The sequence below is a fragment of the Sedimenticola hydrogenitrophicus genome (assembly GCF_029017505.1).
GTDB lineage: Bacteria > Pseudomonadota > Gammaproteobacteria > Chromatiales > Chromatiaceae > Sedimenticola > Sedimenticola hydrogenitrophicus_A.
The window spans coordinates 37,619-64,015 of record NZ_JAQGEI010000016.1 but is presented as its reverse complement, the minus strand read 5'-3'; the positions used below and the strand labels follow the sequence as shown (position 1 = coordinate 64,015).

General features: G+C 60.2%; 21 protein-coding genes. 4 read left to right on the top strand and 17 right to left on the bottom strand.

Annotated elements, in window-relative coordinates:
* Nucleotides 1–79: 79 nt before the first annotated feature.
* The 13 genes from lpxA to rpsB form a co-directional block, all read right to left on the bottom strand.
* A complete protein-coding gene (lpxA, locus tag O9K64_RS11805; protein ID WP_275098269.1) occupies nucleotides 80–850 on the bottom strand; it encodes an acyl-ACP--UDP-N-acetylglucosamine O-acyltransferase in 771 nt (256 codons plus the stop codon).
* Nucleotides 847–1,287, bottom strand: a complete 441-nt coding sequence (fabZ, locus tag O9K64_RS11800) for a 3-hydroxyacyl-ACP dehydratase FabZ (protein ID WP_275098302.1) — start codon at nucleotides 1,285–1,287, stop codon at nucleotides 847–849. The genes lpxA and fabZ overlap by 4 nt, the downstream gene beginning before the upstream one ends.
* A gap of 123 nt (nucleotides 1,288–1,410) precedes the next feature.
* Nucleotides 1,411–2,469 (bottom strand): UDP-3-O-(3-hydroxymyristoyl)glucosamine N-acyltransferase, encoded by a 1,059-nt coding sequence (lpxD, locus tag O9K64_RS11795; protein WP_335342281.1) that lies wholly within the window; start codon nucleotides 2,467–2,469, stop codon nucleotides 1,411–1,413.
* Nucleotides 2,470–2,478: 9 nt separating this feature from the next.
* Entirely contained in the window at nucleotides 2,479–2,997 is a 519-nt protein-coding gene (locus tag O9K64_RS11790) for an OmpH family outer membrane protein (protein ID WP_275098268.1), read from the bottom strand.
* Between the two features lie 16 nt (nucleotides 2,998–3,013).
* On the bottom strand, nucleotides 3,014–5,308 hold the full coding sequence (gene bamA / locus O9K64_RS11785) for an outer membrane protein assembly factor BamA (protein WP_275098267.1): 2,295 nt from the start codon (nucleotides 5,306–5,308) through the stop codon (nucleotides 3,014–3,016).
* 275 nt (nucleotides 5,309–5,583) lie between these two features.
* Entirely contained in the window at nucleotides 5,584–6,996 is a 1,413-nt protein-coding gene (gene rseP, locus O9K64_RS11780; RefSeq protein WP_275098266.1) for an RIP metalloprotease RseP, read from the bottom strand.
* 10 nt (nucleotides 6,997–7,006) lie between these two features.
* The gene (gene ispC / locus O9K64_RS11775) at nucleotides 7,007–8,185 is read right to left on the bottom strand and encodes a 1-deoxy-D-xylulose-5-phosphate reductoisomerase (protein ID WP_275098265.1); all 1,179 of its coding nucleotides are present in this window, start codon (nucleotides 8,183–8,185) and stop codon (nucleotides 7,007–7,009) included.
* Nucleotides 8,182–9,003: a phosphatidate cytidylyltransferase gene (locus O9K64_RS11770; RefSeq protein ID WP_275098264.1), complete on the bottom strand. Its 822-nt coding sequence runs from the start codon at nucleotides 9,001–9,003 to the stop codon at nucleotides 8,182–8,184. Before O9K64_RS11770 ends, ispC begins: the two co-directional genes overlap by 4 nt.
* A 2-nt stretch (nucleotides 9,004–9,005) precedes the next feature.
* On the bottom strand, nucleotides 9,006–9,770 hold the full coding sequence (locus tag O9K64_RS11765) for an isoprenyl transferase (protein WP_275098263.1): 765 nt from the start codon (nucleotides 9,768–9,770) through the stop codon (nucleotides 9,006–9,008).
* Between the two features lie 161 nt (nucleotides 9,771–9,931).
* Nucleotides 9,932–10,489 carry a ribosome recycling factor gene (frr, locus tag O9K64_RS11760; RefSeq protein ID WP_260292889.1) on the bottom strand — a complete coding sequence of 186 codons (558 nt, stop codon included), beginning with the start codon at nucleotides 10,487–10,489 and terminating at the stop codon, nucleotides 9,932–9,934.
* On the bottom strand, nucleotides 10,482–11,207 hold the full coding sequence (gene pyrH / locus O9K64_RS11755) for a UMP kinase (protein WP_275098262.1): 726 nt from the start codon (nucleotides 11,205–11,207) through the stop codon (nucleotides 10,482–10,484). The genes frr and pyrH overlap by 8 nt, the downstream gene beginning before the upstream one ends.
* 318 nt (nucleotides 11,208–11,525) lie before the next feature.
* A complete protein-coding gene (gene tsf, locus O9K64_RS11750) occupies nucleotides 11,526–12,413 on the bottom strand; it encodes a translation elongation factor Ts (protein WP_275098261.1) in 888 nt (295 codons plus the stop codon).
* A gap of 256 nt (nucleotides 12,414–12,669) precedes the next feature.
* Nucleotides 12,670–13,416, bottom strand: a complete 747-nt coding sequence (rpsB, locus tag O9K64_RS11745; RefSeq protein WP_275098300.1) for a 30S ribosomal protein S2 — start codon at nucleotides 13,414–13,416, stop codon at nucleotides 12,670–12,672.
* Between the two features lie 394 nt (nucleotides 13,417–13,810).
* Between rpsB and map the strand changes: the two genes are divergently transcribed.
* The gene (gene map, locus O9K64_RS11740; protein ID WP_275098260.1) at nucleotides 13,811–14,599 is read left to right on the top strand and encodes a type I methionyl aminopeptidase; all 789 of its coding nucleotides are present in this window, start codon (nucleotides 13,811–13,813) and stop codon (nucleotides 14,597–14,599) included.
* 14 nt (nucleotides 14,600–14,613) lie between these two features.
* The gene (gene glnD / locus O9K64_RS11735; protein WP_275098259.1) at nucleotides 14,614–17,253 is read left to right on the top strand and encodes a [protein-PII] uridylyltransferase; all 2,640 of its coding nucleotides are present in this window, start codon (nucleotides 14,614–14,616) and stop codon (nucleotides 17,251–17,253) included.
* A 548-nt stretch (nucleotides 17,254–17,801) separates the two neighbouring features.
* On the opposite strand, the gene O9K64_RS11730 is transcribed toward glnD, so the two are convergent.
* On the bottom strand, nucleotides 17,802–19,220 hold the full coding sequence (locus O9K64_RS11730) for a mannose-1-phosphate guanylyltransferase/mannose-6-phosphate isomerase (protein ID WP_275098258.1): 1,419 nt from the start codon (nucleotides 19,218–19,220) through the stop codon (nucleotides 17,802–17,804).
* A gap of 474 nt (nucleotides 19,221–19,694) precedes the next feature.
* On the opposite strand from O9K64_RS11730, the gene O9K64_RS11725 reads away from it, so the two are divergent.
* Nucleotides 19,695–20,495 carry an undecaprenyl-diphosphate phosphatase gene (locus O9K64_RS11725; RefSeq protein WP_275098257.1) on the top strand — a complete coding sequence of 267 codons (801 nt, stop codon included), beginning with the start codon at nucleotides 19,695–19,697 and terminating at the stop codon, nucleotides 20,493–20,495.
* Between the two features lie 351 nt (nucleotides 20,496–20,846).
* Here the strand turns inward: O9K64_RS11725 and lysA are convergent, their stop codons facing one another.
* The 3 genes from lysA to O9K64_RS11710 all read right to left on the bottom strand — a co-directional run bounded on the left by lysA (nucleotide 20,847) and on the right by O9K64_RS11710 (nucleotide 24,629).
* Nucleotides 20,847–22,109 carry a diaminopimelate decarboxylase gene (gene lysA / locus O9K64_RS11720; protein WP_275098256.1) on the bottom strand — a complete coding sequence of 421 codons (1,263 nt, stop codon included), beginning with the start codon at nucleotides 22,107–22,109 and terminating at the stop codon, nucleotides 20,847–20,849.
* A gap of 202 nt (nucleotides 22,110–22,311) precedes the next feature.
* Complete coding sequence (locus O9K64_RS11715) at nucleotides 22,312–23,538, bottom strand: LL-diaminopimelate aminotransferase (protein WP_275098255.1); 1,227 nt, start codon at nucleotides 23,536–23,538, stop codon at nucleotides 22,312–22,314.
* Between the two features lie 281 nt (nucleotides 23,539–23,819).
* Nucleotides 23,820–24,629: a DUF2189 domain-containing protein gene (locus O9K64_RS11710; protein WP_275098254.1), complete on the bottom strand. Its 810-nt coding sequence runs from the start codon at nucleotides 24,627–24,629 to the stop codon at nucleotides 23,820–23,822.
* 628 nt (nucleotides 24,630–25,257) lie between these two features.
* On the opposite strand from O9K64_RS11710, the gene coxB reads away from it, so the two are divergent.
* The gene (gene coxB / locus O9K64_RS11705) at nucleotides 25,258–26,394 is read left to right on the top strand and encodes a cytochrome c oxidase subunit II (RefSeq protein WP_275098253.1); all 1,137 of its coding nucleotides are present in this window, start codon (nucleotides 25,258–25,260) and stop codon (nucleotides 26,392–26,394) included.
* Nucleotides 26,395–26,397: the final 3 nt, after the last annotated feature.

The following is a 26,397-nucleotide window of genomic DNA, read 5'->3' as shown; positions in this document are numbered from 1 at the left end:
CAAGCTCACCAGCATCCTACGATTGCCTCCGGCCACAAGGCTTGAACCGGATCCTGTCATATCTCTGGACCACCCGAGCTCAGCGGACAATGCCGCGCTCGCTCTGCTCCAGAAAGGCGATGAAGAGACCGATTTCCGGGCACTCCTGCTCCAGCAGACGCAAGACCTGCAGCGCCTCGTCGACCGTGTGCTGCTGCTTGTAGATGATCTTGAAAGCGCGCTTGATATGTTGAATTGTGGGGTTGGTGAAATCGCGCCGCCGCAATCCTTCCGAGTTGATACCATAGGGCCTGGCAGGGTGCCCGCTCACCATGACATAGGGCGGGATATCCTTGTTGATCACCGATCCCATGGCACAGAAGCTGTGTGCCCCGATATGGGAAAACTGATGCGCCATGCTGAAGCCGCCCAGGATGGCCCAGTCGCCGATGATCACATGTCCGCCGAGGGAGGCGGCATTGGCCATGATGATGTGATCCCCCAGCTGGCAATCATGGGCCACATGGGTATACGCCATGAGCAGATTATCGTTTCCGATCCGGGTCGCCACGGCATCCTGGGCGGTGCCGCGATTAATGGTGGTGAATTCGCGAATCACATTGCGGTCGCCAATCTCCAGCCGGGTCTCCTCACCGGCGTACTTCTTATCCTGCGGATCCTCACCGACCGAGGCAAACTGGAAGATCCGGTTCTCCTCGCCGATGGTGGCCGGTCCCTTGATCACAGCATGCGGCCCGATCCGGGTACCCTTGCCAATGCGAACGCCGGGACCTATCACGCTGAAGGGTCCAACCGAGACCCCTACATCCAGCTCGGCCCCGGGGTCGATGGCGGCTTTTGAATCGATCAAGGAGCGAAATCCCGGGCTGTACACATGATTTCCGCGCTAGCGGCGACCTTACCATCCACCTTGGCGGTACAGGAGAATACGCCAATTCCCCGCTTGATCGAGTTCTGGCGCACCTCGATCATCAGCTGATCGCCGGGCTCCACGGGCCGCCTGAAGCGCGCCTTGTCGATCCCGACGAACAGGTAAACCGTGGTATCGCTCACCGTCTCCGGGTTGGATTCCATTGCCAGCAGGCCGGTCGCCTGCGCCATCGCCTCCACAATCAGTACCCCGGGCATCACCGGCCTGATGGGGAAATGGCCATTGAAAAAGGGCTCGTTATAGGTGACGTTCTTCAACGCCAGGAGCCGGGTATGCTTCTCGAAATCGAGTACCCGGTCAATAAGCAGGAACGGGTAGCGGTGCGGCAACAGCGTCAGCACCTTGTTGATATCCATCGTACTCAAATTACACTCCCCAGCCGCCGCAACGGAACATCCAGCGATCAAGATATAAAACCGTTATCGGATCAAGTTCGTGACGACCGCTCCAAGCGTCTCTCGGCCAAGCCAGACAGACGCCTAGTCCCGATCGTCCCCATGGTTTTCAGTTTTATCGGTAAATACTTGTTTTTCCAGCGCATTCAACCGCTGAATGACGCTTTCCAGGCGCCTGATCCGGGCGATGGTTTTGCGCCATTCGCCGTTAGCAACCGCGGGCAGGTTCCCGCTGTAGTAGCCGGGTTCCTTGAATGAGCGGGTAACCAGGCTCTGACCGGAGAAATGCACGTTGTCCCCGATCTCAAGATGCCCGGACAGGCCGACCCCGCCACCCAGGGTGCAATATTTACCAATCGTGGTGGAACCGGCAATGCCGGCACATCCGGCAATCGCCGTATGCTCTCCGATACGCACGTTATGTGCAATCTGAATCTGGTTGTCCAGTCTCACGCCATCGGCGATCAGGGTATCCCGCAGGGCACCCCGATCGATGGTGGTATTGGCGCCGATCTCCACATCATCGCCAATCCTGACAATGCCGATCTGCGGCACCTTGACCCAGGTACCCTGATCGTTGGCATTGCCGAAGCCATCGCTGCCGATCACCGCGCCGGGATGTATCAGCACCCGTCTGCCGATAACCGTGCCTGCACATATGGTCACGTTGGCCACCAGGCGGCTGTGCTCGCCCAGGCGACTGTCCGCATCGATCACGCAACCCGGGCCAATCCAGACACCCGCCTGAATCTCCACGTTTGCCCCAATCACCGCGCAGGGTCCCACCCAGGCGCCCGGATCGATTTTCGCGCTGTCGGCGATAACGGCGGAAGCATGCACCCCACCGGTCACCTCCGCCGGCGGATAAAGCAGTGAGGCGACCCGGGCGTATGTCAGGTAGGGGTTGTCCGAGATCAGCCCCGCCACCGGGGAGTCGGCGGCATCCTCGCGGCGCAGAATGACCGCGGAGGCACCGGTGGTCTGCAGGTATTGGCGATATTTGCTGTTGGCAAGAAAACAGATCGCACCCCGCGCGGCGTCCTGTATGGTGTCGGCATGACTGATGGCGACCTCACCATCGCCGAGCAATTCGGCCCCTGCACGGGTGGCCAGATCCGCCAGGCGATACACCACTCCGCTCACCGGCCCGTCCTACTTGGAGGTTTTAGCCAGCTCTTCAAGGCGCTGCAGGACTTTCGCCGTGAGATCAACCCGCTTGTTGAAATAGGCCACCCCATCGGTCAGGATCACATCCACCTGCTCCTCTTCACCGATCTGGCTGACCACTTCACCCACTTTACGCAACAGCCGGTTGACTGCCTCATTGCGACGCAGATTCGCATCTTCACGAAACTCCGTGCGGTTGGTGGTCAACTGACGACGCCGGGCGCGGATGTCATTCTCGAGCCGCTTGGCCTCTTCCGTGCTCATCACCGCGGCATCGCGGGCCATTTTGTCTTCCAGCTGCTTCAGCTGTTTGGCCTTGGCAATCAGGTCCTGATCGCGGGCCTGGAACTCTTTTTTCAGGGCATTGCTGATCTCCTCGGCCTGGGGTGACTGCTCCATCACCTTGTTCAGGTCAACGACGCCGACCTTGAATTCGGCCGCCGCCGCTGCCGAAATCAAACTGAACAGAAATATCGCAAGGATGCTTAAGGCTGACTTCTTCAATTTAATCTCCTGATACTTAGAATGCGGTACCGAAGGTGAACTGGAATATCTCCGTTTCATCACCCGGTTTGTCATTGAGCGGAACACCCAGGCTCACACCCAGCGCGCCCATGGGGGAGAGCCACATGGCCGAGGCCCCGGTGGAGTAACGCAGTTCACCCAGGTCGAAATCCGCCCCGCCGTGGGTGGAAAAAACATAGCCCGTGTCCAGGAACAGGCCCAGGCGAATCGACTTCTCCATCAGCTTGAAGGGGGCCGGAAAGAACAGCTCGGCGTTGCCGACGATTTTCACGTTACCGCCAATCGGATCTTCCAGGTTGTCACGCGGTCCCAGGCTGTGATCCTTGTACCCCCGGACCGTCCTGATGCCGCCAGCGAAGAAGTTCTCCCACAGCGGCAGGCGCGAGGTGTCGCCATAGACATCACCATAGGCGAGATCGCCATTCAGCGCCAGGGTGAAGGCGTTGTTCAGCGGGAAATAACGCTTGTGCTTGTAGGCGATCTTGTAGTATTCCAGGTCGCTGCCGGGCAGGGTGGCCAAGGCGCTCAGGCTCTGCGTCGCCCCCTGGGTGGGCAGCAGCGAGGAGTCGCGGGAATCCCGGGTCCAGCTGGTGCCGACCTTGAAGTCGAGGAAGGTATCGCCATTTTCGGTTTTGAAATCACTCACCTCTTTAGAGGGAGAGGCCGCCGGCTTGAACGTGGTGTGCAACAGGTCGGCGGTGAAATTGACCCGGTCGGTCTCGGTGATCGGCACCCCGAACACCACCCCGGCGGTTCCGGTGTCGGTCAGGTATTTCGCCGTGTCCACCTCGTCGAAATCGGTCTTCTGATAACTCAGGTTGAAGCCGCGGCTGATGCCGTCGACCGTATAGTAGGGATTGACATAGCCCAGCCGGTAATGGGTGCTGGAATCACTGTTATCAAATGCCAGCGAGACCTGCTTGCCGGTGCCGAGGAAGTTCTTCTGGCTCAGGCTGGTGCTGAAGATGAGACCATCGGACTGGGAGAAGCCGAGGCCCGCCATCAGGTTGCCCATCGGTTTTTCGACCACCGCGATATTCAGATCCACCTGATCGGTCGATCCCGGTACGGCGGGGGTCTCCACATTCACCTCATCGAAGAACCCCAGGCGCTGCAGCCGCTCCCGGGAACGGGTCACCTGCTCGGCGGAATACCAGGCCGACTCCAGCTGGCGCAGCTCCCGGCGCAGCACCTCGTCGCGGGTAGAACTGTTGCCCTTCATGTTGACCCGCCGCACATAGACCCGCTTGCCGGGATCCACAAAGTAGGTGATGGCCACCTGCTTCTTCTCTTCGTCGATATCCGGGATGCTGTTGACGTTGGCGAAGGCATAGCCGTTGTTGCCCAGCAGGGTATTGATGCGTTCGGAACTGCCGATCACCTCTTTCCGGGAAAATACCTCGCCGCGCACCAGATGAATCATCGGAAAGAATGCTTCCTTGGGCAGCACCAGATCACCGGTCAGCAGAATATCGTTAATGGTGTATACCTCACCCTCGTCGATATTGATCGTGACATAGATATCCCGTTTGTCCGGGGTAATGGAGACCTGGGTCGACGTGATAGCGAAATTGATATGCCCCCGATCCAGATAGAACGAGCGCAGCTTTTCCAGATCGCCGGAGAGTTTCTGCCGGGAGTACTGATCATCCTTGGTGAAGGAGGAGAGAAAGCCGGTGGTATTGAGGGAGAACTCATCCAGCAGCTCCTCCTCGTCAAAGGCGCGGTTGCCGATGATATTGATCTTCTTGATCCGGGCCGCCCCCCCTTCCGAGATTTCGATATTGATCGCTACCCGGTTACGTTCCAGGGGGGTCACGGTCGAGGAGAGTTTGACGGCGTACTTGCCCAGGTTGAAATACTGCCGCTGCAGTTCCTGCTCGATCTTGTCCAGCACCGAGCGGTTGAATACCCGACCCTCCGCGAGTCCGATATCCTTCAGTGCCAGCAACAGCGGATCGGTTTCAAGTGTCTTGTTCCCCTGAATTTCAATCTTGGCGATCGCCGGTCGCTCGGTGACAAAGACGATCAGCACATCCCCTTGCCGCTCCAGCTTCACATCCTTGAAAAAACCGGTCTTGTAGAGCGCGCGGATAATATCCCCGGTGGCATCCGACTCGATCTGCTGTCCGATCTTCACCGGCAGGTAATTGAACACCGTTCCGGGCGAGATACGCTGCAGCCCTTCGACCCGGATATCCTTGACGACGAAGGTATCGCTGAATGCCAACTGAGGCAGGAGCAGGATGATGAGGGTCAGTAACAGTCGCAATTTAATAACCGGGTTCATATTATCTTTATAAGGTTTTGTTTTTTAAGTCTATCCATGACAATCGAGCCCCTCACCCTGGCGAAACCGGGATCACCGTTTTCGCTCCCAACATGAAAAAGGGTAGATGGCGGCCGTAAAATTCGATCGCTTTTCAAACCGAACGTGATCATGCTATCACTATGATATTCATAGCTTTTTCGACATCAGCCCATCCTCCCCAAGCACCCGCTGACCCCAAAAGTGCACTAGTATAAATAAACTTTCGAACCTACCCAAGGGGCATGGGGAATTAATTACGAATTGAACAGACGTGCGATATCCACGTAGAACGCCAGGGTCATCAGGCCCAGCAGAATCACCAGTCCGATCCGCTGCCCGAAGGCCTGGGCCGCCTCGGAGACCGGGCTCCCCTTGATCGCCTCTACCAGGAAGTAGAACAGGTGGCCACCGTCCAGAATGGGAACCGGCAACAGATTAAGTACCCCCAGGCTGATACTGACCAGCGCCAGGAACTTGAGGAACTGGGTCAGCCCGAAGCTCGCGGTCCGACCCGCGGTCTGGGCTATCGAGATGGGCCCACTGAGATTTTTGACGGAGATCTCCCCGATCACCATCCGGCCCAGCATTTTTAGCATGAACAGCGACATATCCCCGGTCTTGACTGCCGCCATGGTCACCGCCTCCAGCGGGCCGTAGCGCACCTCCACCCGGTAATCGTCGAACAGGCCCTCCGGTATATGCGGCCCCGCGCCGATGCGCCCGACCGTCTGCTCGCCCTGGTTGGTCTGCCCGACAATCAGCTTGATCGGTCGCTCGGCACCGTCGCGCGAGATCCACATCTCCACCAGGGTCGCCGGGTGGCGCTGGATATATTCGACCAGTTCGGACCATGACCCCACCTCGCGGCCATCGATCGAGAGCACCCGGTCACCCGCTTTGAGACCCGCCGATTCGGCGGTCTCTCCCGCTACCACCTGCCCGATCACCGGTTCGATCACCGGCCGTTTTGGCGCAAGACCGAGACGCTCCAGCAACCGGCCATCCTCCGCCAGGACCAGTAGACGATCACCCGGCAGTATGCGCAGCCGCTCGAGGCCGGCGGCATCACGCACCGTGACGCCCACGTCATCACCCGAGGTGGCATTGGTCAACAACGTGTAGACAGCCGACTCCCAGGTCGGCGTCAGGGTATCGCCCACGGCGAGTATCTCGTCATCGGCGGCAAACCCCGCCTCGGCAGCAATGGTCGACTCCGCCACCTCGCCGATCCAGGGCCGTGACCCGGTATCCCCGTAGACACCGATAAACCAGAAGGCCAGCAGTGCAAAGGCAAAATTGAACAGCGGTCCGGCCGCGACGATGGCCGAGCGAACCGCCACCGACTGCCGGTTGAAGGCCTGCGGCAGGTAGCGTTCGGGAACCTCCCCCTCCCGCTCATCGAGCATCTTCACATAGCCACCCAAGGGGATGGCCGCGACCACATACTCGGTGCCCAGGTCCGCCTCGGAGAGGCGACCCCCGGAGGCCTCCTCAGGCGCCGACGGCCGCCCCCGGAAGGTCAGCAGCGGCTTGCCGAAACCGATGGAAAACCGCAACACCTTGACGCCCAGTTTCCTCGCCACCCAGAAGTGGCCAAACTCGTGAACCGCGATCAGAATGCCGAGGGCAACCAGGAATGATAAGAGGGTAAACAAAAATGAAGTCATGGCGATTAAATCAGACCCGCTCGCGGATCAATTGTTCCGCCCGGCGGCGGGCCTCGCCATCCACCGCAAGCAGGGTCTCCAGATCGGCGTCATGCCGTCCCGGCAGGGTTTCGAGCACCGAACCGATCACCCACGGGATATCGGTAAACCCCAGTTTTCCGCGCAGGAACGCCGCCACCGCGATCTCATTGGCAGCATTGAGGATGGCCGGAGAGGTGCCGCCGGCCTCGATTGCCTCGTAGGCGAGCCGCAGGCAGGCAAACCGCTCCAGGCTGGGCGGCTCGAAGTCCAGCCGGGCCACCTCGAACAGGTCCAGGGGGGCCACCCCGGACTCGATGCGCTCGGGCCACGCCAGGGCGTGGGCAATCGGGGTACGCATATCGGGATTGCCCAGTTGCGCGAGCACCGAGCCGTCGGCATAGGCGACCATGGAGTGGATGACGCTTTGCGGATGCAGCACCACCTTGATCCGATCCGGCGTGGTATGGAACAGCCAGCAGGCCTCGATCACCTCCAGTCCCTTGTTCATCATGGTGGCGGAATCCACCGAGATCTTGCGTCCCATTTCCCAGTTGGGATGGGCGCAGGCCTGGTCCGGGGTCACATCCCGCAGCTGATCCAGCGAGAGCGTGCGGAACGGCCCCCCGGAGGCGGTCAACAGGATGCGCGACACCCCCACCCGTTCCAGCCCGCGGCGGAAATCGGCCGGCATGCACTGAAACACCGCATTATGCTCGCTGTCGATCGGCAGGATCTCCGCCCCACCCTGCTCCACGGCCTGCATGAACAGCGCGCCAGAGACCACCAGCGCCTCCTTGTTGGCCAGCAGCACCCGCTTGCCGGCCCGGGCCGCCGCCAGTGTAGGCAGCAGACCGGCGGCGCCGACGATCGCCGCCATGACATAGTCCACGCCCGCCATGGAGGCCACATGCTCCAGGCCCTCCACACCGGTCAATACGTCTATCGACAAGCCCGCATCCTTGAGCCGACGCTCCAGACGGCATGCCGCATCGCCATCCGCCATGACGGCGTACTCGGGCGCATGCTGCCGGCACTGACGATAGAGCCCCTCCACGTCCCGATTGGCGGTCAGCGCCACGATGCGATATTTGTCCGGGTGCCGCGCCACCACATCCAGCGTACTGATACCGATAGAGCCGGTCGCACCCAGTACCGTCACGCCAATCACCCGCCACCTCCCAGTAACAGCAGTCCCAGGGTGAACACCGGGGCTACCGCCGTCAGACTGTCAATCCTGTCCAGTATACCCCCATGGCCGGGCAACAGGTTTCCGCTGTCCTTGATCCCGGCCTGCCGCTTCAGCAGGCTCTCGAACAGGTCACCGACCACCGACACCAGACAGACCAGCAGGCAGAGGATCACGACCTGCCACAGGGTGCCCGTCTCCGGGCGCAGCCAGATCAGCACCCCACTCCACAAACCGACCGCCAGCAAGGCACCATAGACCCCCTCACGGGTCTTTTTCGGACTGATATGGGGTGACAGCTTGACCCTTCCCCACTGCCGGCCGGCGAAGTAGGCGCCGGTATCGGCCACCCAGGAGAGCGACAGGGCGTACAGCACCAGGGCCGGCCCCTGCGCACCGTCGCCATGCAGATAGACCAGGGCCGCCCAGGTGGGCAGCAGGACAAAATAACCGAGCAGCAGCTTGCCGGCCCGGCCCGGCTCAACCACCCGATCCGGCCGGTAGCGGATGATATACACGGAGATCACCAGCCAGCCGAGACTGGCCGCGGCGAACAGCGCCAGACTCGGCAGCGGGTATGGCAGGATCGCACCGAGCGCGGCCATGGCCAGCCCCATGGTCAGCAGATAAAGGATGCGCTGCGGGCGCCGGGTCAGTTCGGCCAGCCGGGTCCATTCGTCGGCTCCCAGCAGAATCACCCCGGCCAACACCAGGGCGAATCCGCTGGTCGGCAGATAAAGCACCCCGGCGATCACCAGCGGCAGCAGTACCAGGGCGGTCAGGATTCGCTGTAGCAGCATGGTCAGTCCGTCGGATCCGAGGGGTTGGGATTCGTCGTCGGCAGCTGTTCCCCAAGCGTACCGAAGCGACGCTGGCGTGCGGCGAAAAAGTCCAGGGCGGCGGTGTAGGCCCGCGCGTCAAAATCGGGCCAGTAGGCATCGGTGAAATAGAGTTCGGTATAAGCGGACTGCCAAAGCATAAAGTTACTGATCCGTTGCTCGCCACCGGTACGGATAAACAGGTCCGGGTCGGGCAGGTCGGAAAACGAGAGCTCGGATGAGATGGCCGCTTCGCTGATCCGCTCCGCCGTCAGTTCGCCGGACGCCACCCGGGTAGCGAGACGCCTCACCGCCTGGACGATATCCCAGCGGCCACCGTAGTTGGCGGCAATCTGCAGCACCAGTCCGTCGTTGTCGGCGGTCTCGGCCTCGGCGGCGGCGATGCGCTGCTGGAGCTTGTCGGAAAATGCACTGCGATCGCCGATAATCCGCAACCGGACGTTATTGCGCTTCAGACGCTTCACTTCGCGCTGCAAGGCCACCATGAACAGATCCATCAACAGCGAGACCTCGCCCGCCGGCCGCTTCCAGTTTTCACTGCTGAAGGCAAACAGGGTCAGCACCTCGATGCCGTGCCTGACCGACTCCTCCACACTGGTACGGACCGACTTCACGCCCGCCTTGTGCCCGGCATGACGCGGGAGATTCCGCTGCTGCGCCCAACGCCCGTTACCATCCATAACTATGGCGACATGCCGTGGTATCCGGGCCACTCCATCACCCTCCATTAAACCCGAATCCTCTGTCCGCTGCTGCATTGTGTCGAATTAGCTTGAGGGGTCGGAATCGAATTCGCGTCGCACCTCAGCACTGGACTCCTGAGATAGCGACGCCAACCGACTCCGACCCCTGTATATCGCTCCTGGACCTGGCTACCCGCTGTCCCGGATCAGATCGACATCAGGTCCTTCTCCTTGACCGCCAGATGCTCATCGATCTCCTTGATGTGCTGATCCGTCAGTTTCTGAATGATCTCCTGGCCGCGTCGCTCGTCATCTTCGGAAATCAGCTTCTCCTTGACCAGGTTCTTCAGTTCGCTGTTGGCATCCCGGCGGATATTGCGCACCGCCACGCGGGCCTGCTCCGCCTCGTTGCGCACCACCCGGATCAGATCCTTGCGGCGCTCCTCGGTCAGTGGCGGCAGCGGCACGCGGATGACGGTGCCGGCGGAATTGGGATTCAGACCGAGATCGGAATTCATGATCGCCTTCTCGATGGTCTGCACCATGTTCTTTTCCCAGGGGGTGATGGCCAGGGTACGGGCATCATCCACCGTGACATTGGCCACCTGGCTGAGCGGAACGTCCGAACCGTAGTAGGAGACCGTCAGATGGTCCAGCAAACTGGGATGGGCCCGGCCGGTCCGTACCTTTGCCAGTTCATGGTCCAGCGCATCCACACTCTTGCCCATGCGCGTAGTCGCGTCTTTTTTTATGTCATCAATCATTTCCACTCTCCACAAGGGAACCGATTTCCTCACCTTTCACCAGGCGCAACAGGGCACCCGGGGTGTTGATATTCATTATCCGCAGCGGCATGCCGTTGTCGCGACACAATACGATCGCCGTCGCGTCCATCACCTGCAAACCCTCGGACAACGCCCTATCATAGCTGATTCGGGGATAAAACTCGGCATCGGGATCCTTCACCGGATCGGCCGAATAGACCCCATCGACCTTGGTCGCCTTGATCAGCAGATCGGCATCTATCTCGATTGCCCGCAGACTGGCCGCCGAGTCGGTGGTAAAGAACGGATTCCCCGTGCCGGCGGCGAACAGCACCACCTCGCCTTTATCCAGGTACTCCACCGCCTTCCTGCGTACATAGGTTTCGCACACCTGCTCCATACCGATGGCGGACATGGTACGGGCTGGCACACCCAGCTTCAACAGTGAGTTCTGCATGGCCAGGGCGTTCATGACCGTCGCCAGCATGCCCATGTGATCACCGGAAACCCGGTCCATGCCGGCCTTGGCCAGGCCCTCGCCGCGAAAGATATTTCCGCCGCCGATCACCAGCCCCACCTGGATGCCGGCATCGACCAGCCCCTGGATATCCTCGGCCACCCGGGCGATCACCTCGGGATCGATCCCGAAGCTGCCCGTGCCCATCAGCGCCTCGCCACTCAACTTGAGCAGGATGCGCCGGCAGATCAATTCAGCCATACAAATTCTCTAATCTTTAACATACACAACGAGCCATCAACCCGGTGAAGGCCCAAGGTAGGGTGGATAAGTGACAGCGCATCCCACGTCGAGGATCTGGACAAATCCACACCCGGCTATCCGTGGTCTCCGCGGCCCGTAGGGACAGGCCCCTGTGCCTGCCCTTTGTCCGGGCAACCACGGGGGTTGCCACTACGGCCATGGCATCCTCGGCTCCGTAATCGGTACATCCCTGTACCACTCCTCATGGCCTCCGCGGCACAAGTCCATCCCTGGACAAAAAAACAGTCCCGGGAGACCGGGACTGTTTTTGGTTAGTTATTCACCGCGAACCTGCGCCATCACCTCATCGGCGAAGTTTTCCTGTTTCTTTTCGATTCCTTCGCCCACTTCAAAGCGTTTGAAGCTGTTGACCTTGGCGCCGGCACCGGCAAGCAGTTTCTCCACCGTGGTGTCGGGGTCTTTCACGAACGCCTGTCCCAGGAGGGTGATCTCGGACAGATACTTGCGTACCCGGCCATCGACGATCTTGTCCACGATATTCTCCGGCTTGCCACTCTCCAGCGCCTGCGCCTTGAAGATCTCGCGCTCCTTTTCCACCAGCTCGGCAGACACCTGCTCCTCGGAGACGCAGGTCGGGTTGCTGGCGGCCACATGCATGGCGATGTCCTTCGCCAGCTCGTCGTCAGCGCCTTCGATATCCACCACCACGCCGATACGCGCGCCGTGGCTGTAGCTGGACAGACGGCCGTTGGCGGACTCGAAGCGCTCAAAGCGACGCACATTCATGTTCTCGCCGATCTTCACCACGAGCGCCTCACGCGCAGTATTCACGGTGGTCTCTTCGCCGTCGTGCAGCGGGGCATTCAGCAGCTCTTCGACACTGGCCACATCCGAGGCCAGGGCGCGTTGCGCCACGGCATTGGCAAAAGAGGTGAAATTCTCATCCTTGGCAACAAAATCGGTTTCACAGTTGACTTCAACCATGACACCCTTTTTGTTGTCATCGGTCATCTGGATGACTATCAGGCCGTCAGCGGCGGTACGCCCCGCCTTCTTGGCAGCCTTTGCCTGTCCTGATTTACGCATGTTTTCTATCGCTGCGTCGATATCGCCATCGGCCTCGACCAACGCCTTTTTGCATTCCATCATGCCGGAACCGGTACGCTCACGCAGTTCCTTTACCAGAGAGGCTGTAATCGCCATGATTCGTAATTCCTCGCTTATTTTAAAGCTAGTGTAAGAAGATAGCGGTTTTGGGGTCCGGGCCGTCAGTGGCTGGCGCGAGCTGCGCCGCGCCTGTTACAGCTTGCCCGAATGGGCGGCCGTTACGGTCATCCGATCAACGTAGCCGCTATCCGTTCAATGTTCCAATCCGCGCCCGGCTCGTCCGCCGGACGACGAACGGGTACCGCTAACACCGGCACCCGCCCGATTCCCCGCTGGAATACGCCGGCAAGGATTACTCCGCTGCCTTGGCTTTCTCTTCCGGCACTTCGACAAACTCGTCGACACTGCCCTCTTTGCCACCGAGATGGGCCGCGCTGGCACGCCCCTCCAGGACGGCCGCCGCCGCACCCTGCACATAGAGCTGGATAGCGCGGATAGCGTCGTCGTTTCCGGGGATCACGTAGTCGATGTCATCGGGGTTGTTATTGGTGTCCACCACGCCCACCACGGGAATGCCCAGCTTGCGCGCCTCGGCCACGGCGATATCCTCGTGCCCGGTATCGATGACAAACAGCACGTCCGGCAGGCCGGTCATCTCCTTGATACCACCCAGGCTGCGGTCCAGCTTCTCCAGCTCACGGCGCAGGCCAAGGGCCTCCTTCTTGTTGAAGCGGTCAATAGTGCCATCTTCAAACATCGCCTCGAGATCCTTCAGACGCTTGATGCGCTGTTTGATGGTCTTGAAGTTGGTCAGCATGCCACCCAGCCAGCGGTGGTTCACGTAGGGCATGCCACAGCGGGCCGCCTCTTCCTTGATGGTTTCACTGGCGGCGCGCTTGGTGCCGACAAACAGGATTTTACCGCCGTTTGCAGCCAGGGAGCCCATGAAATTCATGGCTTCCTTGTACAGTGGGAGGGTCTTGTCAAGATTCAGAATATGGATCTTGTTGCGGTGACCGAAGATGTAGGCCCCCATTTTGGGGTTCCAGTAGCGGGTCTGATGACCAAAGTGCACGCCAGCCTCAAGCATCTGACGCATCGAGATGTTGCTCATGTATTGCTCCGAATTGTACGGGTTAGTCCTCCACATACCCCAACTGGCGACCCGGTTTCCCGGGCACCCCGACAGCTGTGTCGGTACGTGTGTGTATTTGTTCGGTGGAACCGATCCCACCGACCCTGGCCGTTCGCCAATTGGCGTTCTCACGATTCAGGGGCGCGTTTTATACCACAGAAGCCGGCATGCGACAATCGGCATCGCCGCCCCGGGGGACTCCACGCCCCGCCGTTGTTGCCAGAACGGGGTATTTCTACCCCAGCACCAGTAGAGGTGAATAAGGCGAAATTAACCTTTACAATAGCTAGCTATAGCGTAAGGCCCGATAACCGGCCGGACGGCAGGGCAACCACGACACCACAGGATAAGTATCTACATGAGTGTAATCATCAAAACCCCGGAAGAGATCGAGAAGATGCGGGTATCCGGCCGGCTGGCCGCTGAAGTGCTGGAGATGATCGCTCCCTACGTGCAACCGGGAGTCACTACGGATGAGCTGGACCGGCGCTGCCATGACTATATCGTTGATGTGCAGAATGCCATTCCCGCCCCCCTCAACTACCGCGGTTTCCCCAAGTCCATCTGCACCTCGGTCAATCACCAGGTTTGCCACGGCATTCCCGGGAACAAGAGGCTCAAGAGCGGCGATATCATCAATATCGACATCACCACCATCAAGGACGGGTTTCATGGCGACACCAGCAAGATGTTCTTTGTCGGCGAGTCCTCGGTCCTGGCCAGACGCCTGACCAAGGTGACCTACGAGGCGCTCTGGCTCGGCATCAACCAGGTGAAGCCGGGGGCTCACCTGGGAGACATCGGCCATATCATCCAGCAATATGCCGAATCCCATAACTATTCGGTGGTGCATGAGTATTGTGGCCACGGCATCGGCCGCGGCTTCCACGAAGACCCCCAGGTCCTGCACTACGGGGCCCCGGGGACCGGGATCAAACTGGTGCCCGGCATGTGCTTCACCATTGAACCCATGATCAATGCCGGCAAAAGGCAGGTGAAAATGCTCCCGGACGGCTGGACCGTGGTGACCAAGGACCGCAGCCTCTCCGCCCAGTGGGAGCATACCATTCTGGTCACCGAGTCGGGATATGAGGTGCTCACCCTGAGAGACGAGGAGCGGGAACAGCCTGCCCAGTCCATCGCCTGACCCGGTACCCGCCCATGACCCCAGAGACCCGATTCGACCCAGAGCAGTTTGCCGGGCGGCTGGACGGTGCCGCCAACCCGTTGCCCATCTTTCGCGACGCCATCAAGCAGATCTACCAGGTACTCAAGGCCCGCTTTGAACAGGGGGACCCGATCACCGCCCTGGTGCCGCTGCGCGCCCAGATGATCGACAACCTGCTGATCCAGGCCTGGAAACTGAAAGTGCCCGCCGACGCGGACGCGGCCATGATCGCGGTGGGCGGCTACGGGCGGATGGAGCTGCACCCCGGCTCGGATATCGACCTGATGATCCTGGTGGATGAGCAGGATCCCGACCGCCATGGCGAGAAGCTCGCCGAGTTGCTCACCTTCTTCTGGGATATCGGGCTCGAGGTGGGTCACAGCGTGCGCACCGTTGCCGAGTGCATCAGCGAGGCCAAACAGGATATCACCGTTGCCACCAATATCATGGAGGCACGGTTGCTGGTCGGTCAGGAGTCGCTGTTCCAGCAGATGCAGGCCTCCACCGGCCCGGACCGCATCTGGCCAAGTGAGCGGTTTTTCACCGCCAAATGGGAGGAGCAGAAACAGCGCTACCTGCGCTACGAGGAGACCATCAGCAACCTGGAGCCCAATATCAAGGAGAGCCCCGGTGGCCTGCGCGATATCCAGATGGTGGGCTGGGTGGTCAAGCGCCACTATGGCGCCAAGACCATTCACGACCTGGTGGTGCATGGCTTCCTGACGGAGGAGGAGTACCTGGACCTGATGGATTGCCAGGACTATCTCTGGCGCATCCGCTTCGCCCTCCATCTGCTGACCGGCCGCCGCGAGGACCGCATCCTGTTCGACTACCAGCGCACCCTGGCCAGCCAGTTCGGCTACACGGATGACAAGCAGGAGCTGGGAGTCGAGAAATTCATGCAGCAGTATTATCGTACCGCGCTGCGCCTGCGGCGGATGAACGAGATGCTGCTGCAGCTGTTCCAGGAGGTGATCCTGCTGAAATGCCACCTGGATGAACCCAAGCCGATCAATCGCCGCTTCCAGTCCCGCAGCGGCTTTCTGGAGGTGGTGCATAAGGACATTTTCACCCAGTATCCGCTGGCGCTGCTGGAGCTGTTTCTGGTCATGGAGCAGCACCCGGAACTGAACGGCGTCCGGGCGAGCACCATCCGGCTGATCCGCAGCCACCGGCACCTGATCAATGACGACTTCCGCGCCGACATCCGCGCGCGCAGCCTGTTCATGGAGATCCTTCGCCAGCCCGTCGGCATCACCCATGAACTGCGGCGCATGAACCGCTATGGCATCCTGGCACGCTATATTCCCGCCTTTGCCAATATCGTCGGGCGCATGCAGTACGACCTGTTCCATGTGTTCACCGTGGACAAGCACATCCTGTTCGTGGTGCGTAACCTGCGGCGCCTGACGGTTCCCCAGTACCGGGGCGAATTCCCGCTCTGCAGCGATATCATGCAGAAACTGCCGAAACCGGAGCTGGTCTACATCGCCGCCATCTTCCACGACATCGCCAAGGGCCGCGGCGGCGACCACTCGGAACTGGGCGCCCGGGATGCCTGGGACTTCTGCAAGCTGCACGGCCTGAGCGACTATGACAGCCGCCTGGTCTCCTGGCTGGTGGAGAAGCACCTGCTGATGTCCATCACCGCCCAGCGCAAGGACACCAGCGATCCGGACGTGATCCGGGACTTTGCCCAGATGGTGAAAAACCCGGTGCACCTGGACTATCTCTACCTGCTCACCATGGCGGATATCCGGGCCACCGACCCGAAAAAGTGGAACAGCTGGAAAAACTCCCTGCTCAGGGAGCTCTACATCGCCACCAAGCAGGCGCTGCTGCGCGGCCTGCAGAATCCCCAGGAGCGGGATGAGATCGTGCAGAACAAGCAGGCCGGGGCGCTGCATTTGCTGAAATCGGAAGGCATCGACCCGGACACCGCGATCGCCCATTGGGCGACCCTCAGTATCGATTACTTCCTCTACCACACCTGGGAGGAGATCGCCTGGCAGACCCGGATGATTCTCGCCAGCACCCCCGCGCAACTGCCCCTGGTACTGCTGCGCAAATCCAGTACCCGTGGCGGTACCGAAATCTTCCTCTATGCCGTGGATCGGGACGACCTGTTCGCCATCACCACCAGCCTGCTGGACCAGCTGGGCCTGAACATCGTCAGCGCGCGCATCGAGACTGCCCATACCGGCCTCACGCTGAACAGTTTCCTGGTACTGGAACAGGACGGCAGCCCGGTGGAGGAGATCGCTAGACGGGAAGAGATCTGCGACCTGCTGCGAGAGACCCTCATCGCCCCGGAGTCGGCCAACCTGGTGGTCTCCCGGCGCATCCCCCGGCGGCTCAAGCACTTCTCCACGCCGACGCGCATCGACTTCGTCCAGGACTATGGCAACCAGCGCACCATCATGAAGCTGTTGACCGATGATCGCCCCGGTCTGCTCTCCCAGGTTGGCTACGCCTTTGCCAAATGCCACCTGAAGCTGATCAATGCCAAGATCGCCACCATCGGCGCCGAGGCGGAAGACACCTTCTTCATCACCGACAGAAAGAACAAGCCGCTCGCCAGCCGGGAGCAGTTCGAGGCGCTGGAGAAGGAGATACAGGAGCGGCTGAGCTGACGACTCGCGGCAGACCGCCCCGAGTGTAGGATGCCGGTGAGGCCGGGGGCTTATTGGGCGGGCGACTCAAAGGCGCCACAACAGCCTGAGCCGCCCAAGGTGGCTGAACAACTTTTCATATCCACGGCGCCTTCCCGGCTCCGAATAGGTAAAAGTTCATTACTCTCGCCAAGACGCCAAGAGCGCAAAGTTTAAAGGCGGAAATTTGTTTTTCTTGGCGTGCTTGGCGTCTTGGCGAGAGTTCACCCGATCATTGTAATAATCGACCTGTAGGAGCGGCGCCTCGCCGCGAAATCGGCCCGGGGGCGGGCCTCCTACAGAGTGCAATGCTGGACTCCACCAGCGGTGCATTCCAGGAAATCATGCAACCTATCTATTTCATCCGGCAGATAACGGGGTGAAACAAATCATTGGGTCATGATTAATGCAACTATTGGGTTCATTTGCCATCCGTCATCCAGAGACGTGCGATTCACGGAAAGGTCAAACCAGACGAGTCCCCCCCGGCTTAGCCGGGGAATTATCGCCGGGATTCACCGGGAGCCGATTCAGGATTCCATCCGCCCGTACAGGTCCTCGAAGCGGACGATGTCATCCTCGCCCAGATAGCTGCCGGTCTGCACCTCCACCATCTCCAGCGGTATGACCCCCCGGTTCTCCAGGCTGTGGGTGGTGCCGATGGGAATGTAGGTGGACTGGTTCTCGGTCAGCAGCATCACCTCGTCTCCCCGGGTGACGCTGGCGGTGCCCTTGACCACGATCCAGTGCTCGGCGCGATGATGATGCATCTGCAGCGACAGTTTGGCACCCGGATTGACCACGATCCGTTTCGCCTGGTGCCGCTCCCCCATATCGATGGAATCGTAATAGCCCCAGGGACGATACACCTTGCGATGCAGCTCGCTCTCACTGCGTCCGGCGACCCGCAGCAGATCGACAATCTGTTTCACCTCCTGCACCCGCGCCTTGGGTGACACCATCACCGCATCATCCGTCTCCACCACCACCATGTCGTCCAGCCCGACCACGGCTACCAGTTTATTCTCGGACTGGATAAAGGAGTTGTGGGTATCGACACTCAGCACATCCCCTTTCAGTGAATTGCCCTCACCATCCTTGCTCGCCACCTCCCACAACGCTGACCAGGAGCCCACGTCATTCCAGCCGGCATCCAGGGGCACCATCACCGCGCGATCGGTCTTCTCCATGACTGCATAATCAATGGAATCGGCCGGGCAGGCGGCAAACGCCTCCCTGTCCAGGCGCACAAAATCGGGTGACCGTCTGCTGCCTTCATAGGCCTTGTTACAGGCGGCAAGCATCTGCGGATGATGCCGTTTCAGCGCCTGCAGATATTGCGACGCCTTGAACACGAACATGCCGCTGTTCCAGTAGTAGTCACCGGCATCGAGATAGGCGCTGGCGGTTGCCAGGTCGGGTTTCTCGACAAAGCGCTCGACGGCGAAACTGCCGTCCCAGTCGCCTGCCGCTCCCCGCCGGATATAGCCGTAACCGGTCTCCGGTCCGGTGGGGACCACGCCGAAGGTCACCAGCCGGTCGGCCGCGGCCGCCCGAGCGGCCGTGGTCACGGTGTCATGAAAGGCGGGGATATCCACAATGACGTGATCGGCGGCCAGCACCAGCAACAACTCATCCGGCGTCCCGGAGGCCACGGCCTCCAGCGCCGCCAGGGCGACCGCCGGCGCGGTATTGCGCCCCACCGGCTCCAGCAGGATGGCCTGCGCCTCTACGCCCATCTCACGCAACTGCTCCGCCACCATGAAACGGTGATCCTCGTTACACACCACGATGGGGGCGGAGACCCCCTCCAGACCCTCCAGCCGGATAAGGGTCTCCTGCAGCATGGTGTTGTCCGTCACCAACGGCAGGAACTGCTTGGGATACTGACTGCGTGACAGCGGCCACAGTCGCGTACCCGAACCACCTGAAAGAATCACCGGTATCATTTAAACTCCCCTGGATCGATGTTTCCCTAAGTCTATAGCATTTTGCCCCGCTTCAGGGCCTGGATGGAAATAACTGCTGCATATTGCGCCGGGCTTTCTTTTAACTTCAAGAGCGTTTGCCTTCAAGGCCGCTCCCGGGCATCCCTGCCCCCGCGGCATTAGTTAATCCGTTCACGTCGCACGGCAAGGCGCGCATAGTCGTTCTATGTAACTCTTGCCGTAACGCCAAAGGCGGACGAAAAGACCAGCTAGATGTAGTAGTTATTTATGGACAGGTCCTTACCCGGATCCGGGCAATGCCGCAATGATTGAATTGTCACATGAATTCATCCCGGCAAAACGGTATGATGACCCGCCAACCCAGGAGTATGTCGGGCTTCGCTATATCAACGAGCGCGCCATGCAGCGGTCGGGCCGAGATACCGCTGGAGAGCAAACCCATTCCGATCCATCCGCCAATAATCACCGACTGCCATGGATAGCCTGCAGATCTTCATACTCGCCATCGTCCAGGGACTGACCGAGTTCCTGCCCATCTCCAGTTCGGCCCATCTTATCCTCACACCGATGCTGCTCGGTTATCAGGATCAGGGACTGGCCTTCGACGTGGCGGTGCATCTGGGATCGCTGCTGGCGGTAACCACCTTCTTCCGCCGGGAACTGCTGAATATGGCGGGTGATTTTTTCCGTTCCCTGCGCCGCGGCGGACCCCGGACGGCGAACTCGCGCATGGTCTGGCTGCTGATCCTGGCGACCCTGCCGATCATGATTGCCGGGGAGCTGTTTATCTCATTGGTGGAACACGATCTGCGCTCGATCTGGGTGATCGCGGCCACCACCATCCTGTTTGCCCTGCTGCTGCTCTGGTATGACCATAAAGGCGTCCAGTCGCGGGATGAATACTCGGCCGGCTGGCGTGACGCCCTGACCATCGGCCTGTTTCAGGTGCTGGCGTTGATACCCGGCACCTCCCGATCGGGCATCACCATGACCGCCGGCATGATGCTGGGACTGACCCGGGAGGCGGCGGCGCGCTTCTCCTTTCTGCTGTCGATCCCGACCATCCTGATGTCCGGTAGTCTGGTGACACTCGAGCTGGCGACCCACCCGGCTCCGGTCGACTGGCAGGCGATGCTATCCGGCGCCCTGCTCTCCTTTGTCTCCGCCTACCTCTGTATCCAACTTTTCCTGCGCCTGATCGGCCGCATCGGCATGCTGCCGTTCGTCATCTACCGGCTGCTGCTGGGCGGTGTGCTGATCTGGATTGCGCTCTGAAAGTGTAGGGTGGGTTAGGCGCGCCTTGCGCGGGAGATCGCCGTTTGCATTGCATCATGCGCGCGCCGTAACCCACCGTTTGCCGATCGGGAACCCGGTGGGTTACGCGGCGCTCGGATGTTGTCATGGCCTGGAAGTATCGAGCTTTTGCGCCGCTAACCCACCCTACGATGGCTTCGAGACAGTGAATTACCCTGGATGAAGCCGTAGGGTGGATATGCGAAGCATATCCACCGGGCAACAGCTGCTGGTGGATGCGCCCTTCGGGCTTATCCACCCTACAACCCCTCTCGATCAATTCAAATATGATTCGCGTTCATTCGCGGCAAAAATCCTCAAACACCGGGACAGTTATGAGGAAGCCGGTGCAAAATTGTCCGGTTCAAATTGAAGCGTGGCGAACAGGTCCTCCAGGGTCTCCTCCCGGCGGATCAGTTCGACCGTCCCGTCGCTACGCAGCAGCAGCTCCTTGGGTCGCGGCTTGCCGTTGTAGTTGAATCCCATGGCGTGGCCGTGGGCGCCGGTATCATGGATGCAGAGGAGATCCCCGTCGCTGATCCGCGGCAGAGTGCGCTGAATGGCGAACTTGTCGTTGTTCTCGCACAGGGAGCCGGCCACATCCACCACCTCATCCCCGCCGCAACGGCCGGGAACGGTGATATGGTGATAGGCGCCGTACATGCCGGGGCGCATCAGTGCCGACATGCAGGCATCGACACCGACATAGGTGCGGTAGATCTCCTTGCGGTTGATCGCCCGCGTCACCAGCACGCCGTGGGGACCGGTGATATAACGACCGCTCTCCACATACATGCGCAGGGCGTAGCCGTGGCGCTGTTTGAATGCTTCAAACAGCGCGGTGATCTCTTTCGCCATGGACTCGATGTCCAGCGGCCGGTCCTCGGGGCGATAGGGAATGCCCAGTCCGCCGCCGATATTGACGAATTCAAACTGAATCCCCAGCTCCGCGGAGAGCCACTCCACGGTCTCCAGCAGCATCCGCGCGGTCTCCACCATATAGCTGTAATTCAACTCGTTGGAGGCCAGCATGGTGTGCAGTCCGAAGCGCTTCGCCCCACGGGCCTGCGCCTTGCGGTAGGCGTCCAGCAACTGTTCATGGGAGACCCCGTACTTGGCCTCCACCGGGGTGCCGATAATGCTGTTGCCGGTACGCCGCGCACCCGGGTTGTAGCGGAAACAGATCAGTTCCGGCATCTCCGGCACCTTGTCCACCAGGCTGATGTCATCCAGGTTCAACACGCAGCCGCCGTCCGCCGCCGCGGCCTGGAAATCGGTCTGACTGGTATTGTTGGAGGTGAACATGATCTCCTCTCCGCGCGCCCCGGTGGCCCGGCTGAGCTGCAGCTCGGCGGTCGAGCTGCAGTCAAAACCGAAGCCGAGGGAGCGCATGATTTCGAGGATGCGCGGATTGGGTAGTGCCTTGACGGCGTAATACTCCTTGAATCCCTCGATCCCGGAAAAAAGCCGGTTCAGCGTCTCGCCGGTGTCGCGGATTCCCTGTTCGTCATAGAGATGGAACGGGGTGCCGAAGTGTTCCGCAATGTCGTTGAGGTGCGGATAGAGACGTTGTTCAAAATCGCTGGAAATGGGCATGGTCGGTTTCCGAAGACTCGCTGCTGTCGGCCCCGCCGGTCAGGCCGGACGGGGCCAGGATTGAATAATAAACGTAACTACTCACGGGGTGATTGGTCTGCCTTGTTGGCCGATCTTGGTCCAGCCATCGTGTGAGGCCAACAAGGCAGGCCAATCAACTCCAAACCGGGTGAGTAGTTACTAATAAACATTGAATGCCGGATCAGAGTATTCGGCCGATACGTTCCATCGCCTCGACCACCTTGTCAAAGCTGTTGAACGCGCTGATACGGATATAGCCTTCGCCACACTTGCCGAATCCCGCACCCGGGGTACAGACTACCGCCGCCTCGTTCAGCAGGCGATCGAAAAATTCCCAGGAGTCGCATTTGCTGTCGATCCAGATGTAGGGGGAGTTGACCCCGCCAATACAGTCGTAGCCGAGCGCCTCCATCTTTTCGCGGATATACTTCGCGTTGCTCAGATAGTAGCCGACCAGCTCCTTCACCTGGGCCTGCCCCTCGGCACTGTAGACCGCCTCGGCGGCGCGCTGCACCGGATAGGAGACACTATTGAACTTGGTGGTGTGACGGCGGTTCCACAGGGCATGCACCGAGACCGGCTCACCCACCTCGGTGTAGGCCATACACTCCTTCGGGACCACCGTGAAGGCGCAGCGGGTACCGGTGAAACCGGCGGTCTTGGAGAAGCTGCGAAACTCGATCGCCACCTCGCGGGCACCCTCCACCTCGTAAATGGAACGGGGCAGATTCTCGTCCTGTACAAACGCCTCGTAGGCGGCATCAAACAGGATCAGCGATTTGTTCGCCCGGGCATAATCCACCCACAGCTTCAGCTGTTCCCGGGTCGCGGTGGAGCCGGCCGGGTTGTTGGGAAAGCAGAGATAGATCAGGTCAACCGGCCGGTCCGGCAGATCCGGGATAAAGCCGTTGTCGCGGTTGCCGTCCAGGTAGACCAGCCCTTCATAGCGCCCCTGTTCGGCGTTCCAGGCACCGCTGCGTCCGGCCATCACGTTGGTATCCACATAGACAGGGTAGACCGGATCCGGGATGGCCACGATGATATCGGTGGAGAAGATCTCCTGGAAATTGCCGCTGTCGCACTTGGCGCCGTCGCTGACAAACACCTCATCGGCCTCGACCCGCGCGCCGCGTGCCTGAAAATCGTGCCTGGCGATCGCCTCACGCAGAAAATCGTACCCCTGCTCCGGACCGTAACCACGGAAGGTCACATCCTGGGCCATCTCGTCCACCGCCAGATGGAAGGCCTTGACACAGGCATCCGGCAGCGCCCGGGTGACGTCGCCGATACCCAACTTGATCAGCGGTTTGTCCGGATTGGCTTGCTGAAAGGCGTTAACGCGCTTGGCGATATTCGAGAAAAGATAGGAAGCCTGCAGCTTCTGATAGTTTTCATTAATCTTGATCATTGGGACACCTTGGTCTGCCGTCTTAACGCCTGAAAAATATACTCCACTACCGGAACAGCGATCCGAAGCGGTGACGGGTCACGCCGCCGGAACGATTCGGCCGACATCCGGCAGTGGCAAAGCAGCGTAGTATAGGATATCCCACTACTTCAGACCATATCGGACCGCGCGCCGGGCCACAGCCGGACGGTTCCGTTTTTCCATGCTGACTCAGTGGTTGGCCGGCTCGCGGGCGGAGCGGGGAGGTCGGGGCACACCAGGCGGCCCCGGCATGACAGGCATCAGTTCGATTCGGTTTCCGATCGCACCAGGTCGTGGTAGGCGTGCCAGCTGGCGTGACCGACCAGCGGCATGAACAGCACCAGTCCGATAAACATCGTTACCAGGCCCAGTCCCACGAACATGACGATCAGGACGGCCCAGAGCAGCAGCGGTTTTGGATTGTTCAGCACACAACGGACACTGCTGATCACCGCACTCATCACATCGGCATCCCGGTCCAGGATCATGGGCACCGAGATGACGCTGATGCAGAACACGGCAAAGGCGATCACCCCGCCGCTGAGTATGCCCGCGGCCATGAACGCCGGACTGGCTCCGGACAGGAACAACACATTGAGCGCGGATGCAAAATCAGGCGTTATACCCGAAAAGAATATCGCAAACACCATGTTGGCGAGCATCATCCAGATAACGTAGGCCAGCATCAACACCAGTCCCATGGCGAGAAGATTGAACGGCGCCCGCCGCCAGGAGATCAGACTCCCGCGAAATGTCGGCGTCTTGCCGCGGGCGTGTGAGCGGCTGATGTCATACAGCCCGATGGCCAGCAGTGGTGAAACCAGGAAGAAACCGGCCACCAGCGCCGGTATGAAAAAGGCCATGTCAAGGGAGATCAGCATCCCCGTCAGCAGAAAACTCGACAGTACGAAAACGGCGCCGTAGGAGAGGCTGATGCCGGGCGCCGCCTTGAGGTCATGCCATCCCGCGGCTAGCCACCGCCAGGGATGGTCCAGGGTTATACTATTGATCCGCGGTAGACTGATGGGCAGATCCATATGGTCGAGCGCGGTATGCTGATGGTGCGTCATTTCAACCTCCTGCTGTTTGCGCAACCGCATCGACCGGGGTCGAACGGAGGCATTGTCGGCCGGATCGCGTCCCGGAAGACGTGGTCACTGTCCATGCGCCGGTAAGATGAGTATCGCCGTCCCTCAACTTATAATCAGCGCCCCGCCAATCTTCAAGCCCAGAAACTGAGTGGTATTAGCGGATCAGCTCCGGCATGCGCCTGTTGTTCCGCCAGCGGGGGCATGTTGCCTTTTGCAACGAATGAGCCATACTGATTTTTAAACTACTCGGGACAGGGTAATTACCGGATAGCAGCCTGGCAACGCGGATTGCCGCGAACAGCGCCAAGAGGGACAACCGGACCGCTTTCCCTGATTCCCGTGGGGTTGCCAATACCGTACGCAGACCGGATACTGGGTGCATAAAAATTAAGTTCAGGCATGAACAGTGACCTGATATCCCGTATCTCGGATACAACTGTAACTATTCAGCACCCACTGAAACCGGGGCATACCACCTGCCTCAAGGGGCACTGGCGTAACAGTTAAACCAACAATTACGGACCCGGGGACGAACGAACAATCAGGATATGCAGCTTAATATCTGACCCGTAGTCATTCACGTGTGATCAAGAGGGGAAGAGTAGTTATGTGCAGGAGATTCACCACTGTTGGCGGACTCATTCCGCCAATCGCCGGGTTGGTCGCTGGGCTGAGCGTTTTTCATTCGACCCAGGCAGAGTACGGCATAAACTTTCCACCCCCCGCCGCGGATGTCGCCCAGGAGATCTACGACATCCACATGCTGACCATGCAGATCGCCACCTTCCTGCTGCTGGTGGTCTTCTCCATTGTCATCTACTCGCTCTACTTCCATCGAAAAAGCCGCGGCTATCCGGCGGATCAGCACTTCCACAACACCTGGTTCGGCAACTGGTCCTGGGTCATCGTACCGGCACTGGTGCTGGGGGTGGATCTGACCATCGCCAGCAATGCCGACGCGGTATTGAAAAAGGTCTGGGACGTGCCGAAGGATGAAAAGCTGATGGACGTGAAGGTGACCGGTCATCAGTGGTGGTGGGAGTTCGATTATCTCGATTACGGCATCAAGGTGGAGAGCCGCTACACCCCCCGGGAGCAGGCCGGCGATCTCTACCTCCGGGAGGTGGATAACCGCCTGGTGCTGCCGACCAACACCAAGATCCGTTTCCTGCATACCTCGGCCGACGTATTGCACGCCTTCTGGGTGCCGGAACTGGCCTTCAAGAAGGACGCCATCCCCGGGTATGTCACCGAGACCTGGTCAGAACTCAATCGCGAGGGGGTATTCCGCGGTCAGTGCGCGGAACTGTGCGGCACCTGGCACTCGCGCATGCCGTTGGTGGTGGAATCGGTTTCACCGGAAAAATTCCAGACGTGGGTAGCGGAGCAGCAGGAGATCAAGGTGGCCGCCGCGGCCGAGGCGGCCGCGACCAAAACCTGGAGCCGGGAGGAGCTGATGGCCAAGGGCAAGGCGCTGTATGAAACCAAATGCGCCGCCTGTCATCAGCTGGCCGGCCAGGGTCTGCCGCCGGCCTTCCCGCCCCTGAACGGATCCGCCATCGTCAACGGCCCGATCGAGGCGCACTTCAACATGGTGATCAACGGCAAGCCGGGGACCGCGATGCAGGCCTGGGGTGCGCTGAACGATCTGGAGATCGCCGCCATCATCACCTACGAGCGTAACGCCTGGGACAACCGGACCGGGGATACGGTACAGCCCACCGACGTCGCCCTGGCACGCTGAAGG

Bases quoted from the DNA above. Each gene is read 5' to 3' on its own strand.
- O9K64_RS11710 (WP_275098254.1), bottom strand. From the start codon at position 24,629: ATGACGCACCATCAGCATACCGCGCTCGACCATATGGATCTGCCCATC.
- lysA (WP_275098256.1), bottom strand. From the start codon at position 22,109: ATGCCCATTTCCAGCGATTTTGAACAACGTCTCTATCCGCACCTCAAC.
- bamA (WP_275098267.1), bottom strand. From the start codon at position 5,308: ATGAACCCGGTTATTAAATTGCGACTGTTACTGACCCTCATCATCCTG.
- fabZ (WP_275098302.1), bottom strand. From the start codon at position 1,287: ATGGATATCAACAAGGTGCTGACGCTGTTGCCGCACCGCTACCCGTTC.
- rpsB (WP_275098300.1), bottom strand. From the start codon at position 13,416: ATGCGTCAGATGCTTGAGGCTGGCGTGCACTTTGGTCATCAGACCCGC.
- pyrH (WP_275098262.1), bottom strand. From the start codon at position 11,207: ATGGCTGAATTGATCTGCCGGCGCATCCTGCTCAAGTTGAGTGGCGAG.
- frr (WP_260292889.1), bottom strand. From the start codon at position 10,489: ATGATTGATGACATAAAAAAAGACGCGACTACGCGCATGGGCAAGAGT.
- O9K64_RS11770 (WP_275098264.1), bottom strand. From the start codon at position 9,003: ATGCTGCTACAGCGAATCCTGACCGCCCTGGTACTGCTGCCGCTGGTG.
- rseP (WP_275098266.1), bottom strand. From the start codon at position 6,996: ATGACTTCATTTTTGTTTACCCTCTTATCATTCCTGGTTGCCCTCGGC.
- coxB (WP_275098253.1), top strand. From the start codon at position 25,258: ATGTGCAGGAGATTCACCACTGTTGGCGGACTCATTCCGCCAATCGCC.
- O9K64_RS11730 (WP_275098258.1), bottom strand. From the start codon at position 19,220: ATGATACCGGTGATTCTTTCAGGTGGTTCGGGTACGCGACTGTGGCCG.
- map (WP_275098260.1), top strand. From the start codon at position 13,811: ATGAGTGTAATCATCAAAACCCCGGAAGAGATCGAGAAGATGCGGGTA.
- O9K64_RS11715 (WP_275098255.1), bottom strand. From the start codon at position 23,538: ATGATCAAGATTAATGAAAACTATCAGAAGCTGCAGGCTTCCTATCTT.
- glnD (WP_275098259.1), top strand. From the start codon at position 14,614: ATGACCCCAGAGACCCGATTCGACCCAGAGCAGTTTGCCGGGCGGCTG.
- O9K64_RS11765 (WP_275098263.1), bottom strand. From the start codon at position 9,770: ATGGAGGGTGATGGAGTGGCCCGGATACCACGGCATGTCGCCATAGTT.
- tsf (WP_275098261.1), bottom strand. From the start codon at position 12,413: ATGGCGATTACAGCCTCTCTGGTAAAGGAACTGCGTGAGCGTACCGGT.
- O9K64_RS11725 (WP_275098257.1), top strand. From the start codon at position 19,695: ATGGATAGCCTGCAGATCTTCATACTCGCCATCGTCCAGGGACTGACC.